The following is a 1,339-nucleotide window of genomic DNA, read 5'->3' on the forward strand; positions in this document are numbered from 1 at the left end:
GTGCTCACCGAGGGGCTGCTCAGGCCTCGTCGATGTCGATGGACTCGATGACGACGTCCTCGAGCGGGCGGTCACGGGGATCGGTGGCGACGGCGTTGAGCTCGTCCACGACCTTCTGGGAGGCCTCGTCCTTCACCTCGCCGAAGATGGTGTGCTTGCCGTTGAGCCAGCCGGTGGGCACGGAGGTGATGAAGAACTGCGAGCCGTTGGTGCCGGGGCCGGCGTTGGCCATGGCCAGCAGGTAGGGGCGGTCGAACTGCAGCTCGGGGTGGATCTCGTCGCCGAACTGGTAGCCGGGGCCGCCGATGCCCATGCCGAGCGGGTCGCCGCCCTGGATCATGAAGTCCTTGATGATGCGGTGGAACACGGTGCCGGAGTACAGCGGGGCGCCGTTGTTCTTCTCACCGGTCTGCGGGTGGGTCCACTCCTGCTCGCCGGTGGCGAGGCCCACGAAGTTCTTCACGGTCTTCGGGGCGTGGTTGCCGAACAGCTCGACGACGATGTCGCCGTGGTTCGTGTGGATGGTCGCGGTGTGCGTGTTGTTCGCCATGCGCCCCATTGTTCCATCCGCGGCGGCGGGCCGTCCGGATCCCGCCGTCCGGGGTCGGGATCTTCCGCGATCGGCGTACGCACTCCCGGCGTGCCGGGACCCGTGCCACTGCGGGGGTCGGCCACTAGGCTGGGCCTCGAGGACCACCGCGTTCAACGACCATCCAGAACCCACGGGAGGCATCACATGGCTCGCAAGACCCTGCACGACGAGATCCAGCACGACGGCGGTACGAACGCGTTCGTCGCACGCCAGGCGGAGAACCTGCGCCACTGGGCCGCCCCGAAGGTGGAGTCCACCCGGGCCTGGAGCGAGGTGGCCGCGGCCTACGGGCTGATCGGCGGCTCCGCCGCGGCCGAGGAGGGCCGTCGCAAGGCCCAGGACGCCAAGAAGGAGTACGGCCCCGTCGTCGAGCGCGGGGCGCGCAAGGCCGGCGAGGCCGTCGCGCACCAGTACGGGCTGCTGGCCCCCGCCGTCGCCAAGGGCCTGGACACCGTCCAGGACTTCCTCGAGCACCTGCAGGCCCAGGCGCAGGACGCCGGCCACGACGTGCAGCAGCAGTTCGCCGCGGCGCGCAAGGACGCCGAGAAGGCCGCGAAGAAGGGCCGCCGTCGTGGGGGCCGCAAGGCCACGCAGCTGCGCCGGGACGGCCGCCAGGCCGCCAAGGGCCTGCGCAAGGACGCGAAGAAGGCCGCCAAGGGCGCCCGCTAGGACGGGCAGCGGTCCGCCGCCCTGTTCAGCGACCGTGCCGGTCAGGCCAAGGACGCCGCCGCGGCGGGCGGCGTGACC

2 protein-coding genes are annotated in these 1,339 nt (G+C 71.3%); one reads left to right on the forward strand and one right to left on the reverse strand.

Features of this window, described 5'->3' with window-relative positions:
* Window positions 1–19: 19 nt before the first annotated feature.
* Window positions 20–550 carry a peptidylprolyl isomerase gene (locus ACI2L3_RS40345; protein WP_049161430.1) on the reverse strand — a complete coding sequence of 177 codons (531 nt, stop codon included), beginning with the start codon at window positions 548–550 and terminating at the stop codon, window positions 20–22.
* Between the two features lie 186 nt (window positions 551–736).
* On the opposite strand from ACI2L3_RS40345, the gene ACI2L3_RS40350 reads away from it, so the two are divergent.
* Entirely contained in the window at window positions 737–1,261 is a 525-nt protein-coding gene (locus ACI2L3_RS40350) for a hypothetical protein (RefSeq protein WP_404757450.1), read from the forward strand.
* Window positions 1,262–1,339: the final 78 nt, after the last annotated feature.

It is taken from the genome of Streptomyces sp. NPDC029674, assembly GCF_044903205.1.
GTDB lineage: Bacteria > Actinomycetota > Actinomycetes > Streptomycetales > Streptomycetaceae > Streptomyces.

Excerpts from the sequence above, each read along its gene's own strand:
- ACI2L3_RS40350 (WP_404757450.1), top strand. The coding sequence starts at position 737 with ATGGCTCGCAAGACCCTGCACGACGAGATCCAGCACGACGGCGGTACG.
- ACI2L3_RS40345 (WP_049161430.1), bottom strand. The coding sequence starts at position 550 with ATGGCGAACAACACGCACACCGCGACCATCCACACGAACCACGGCGAC.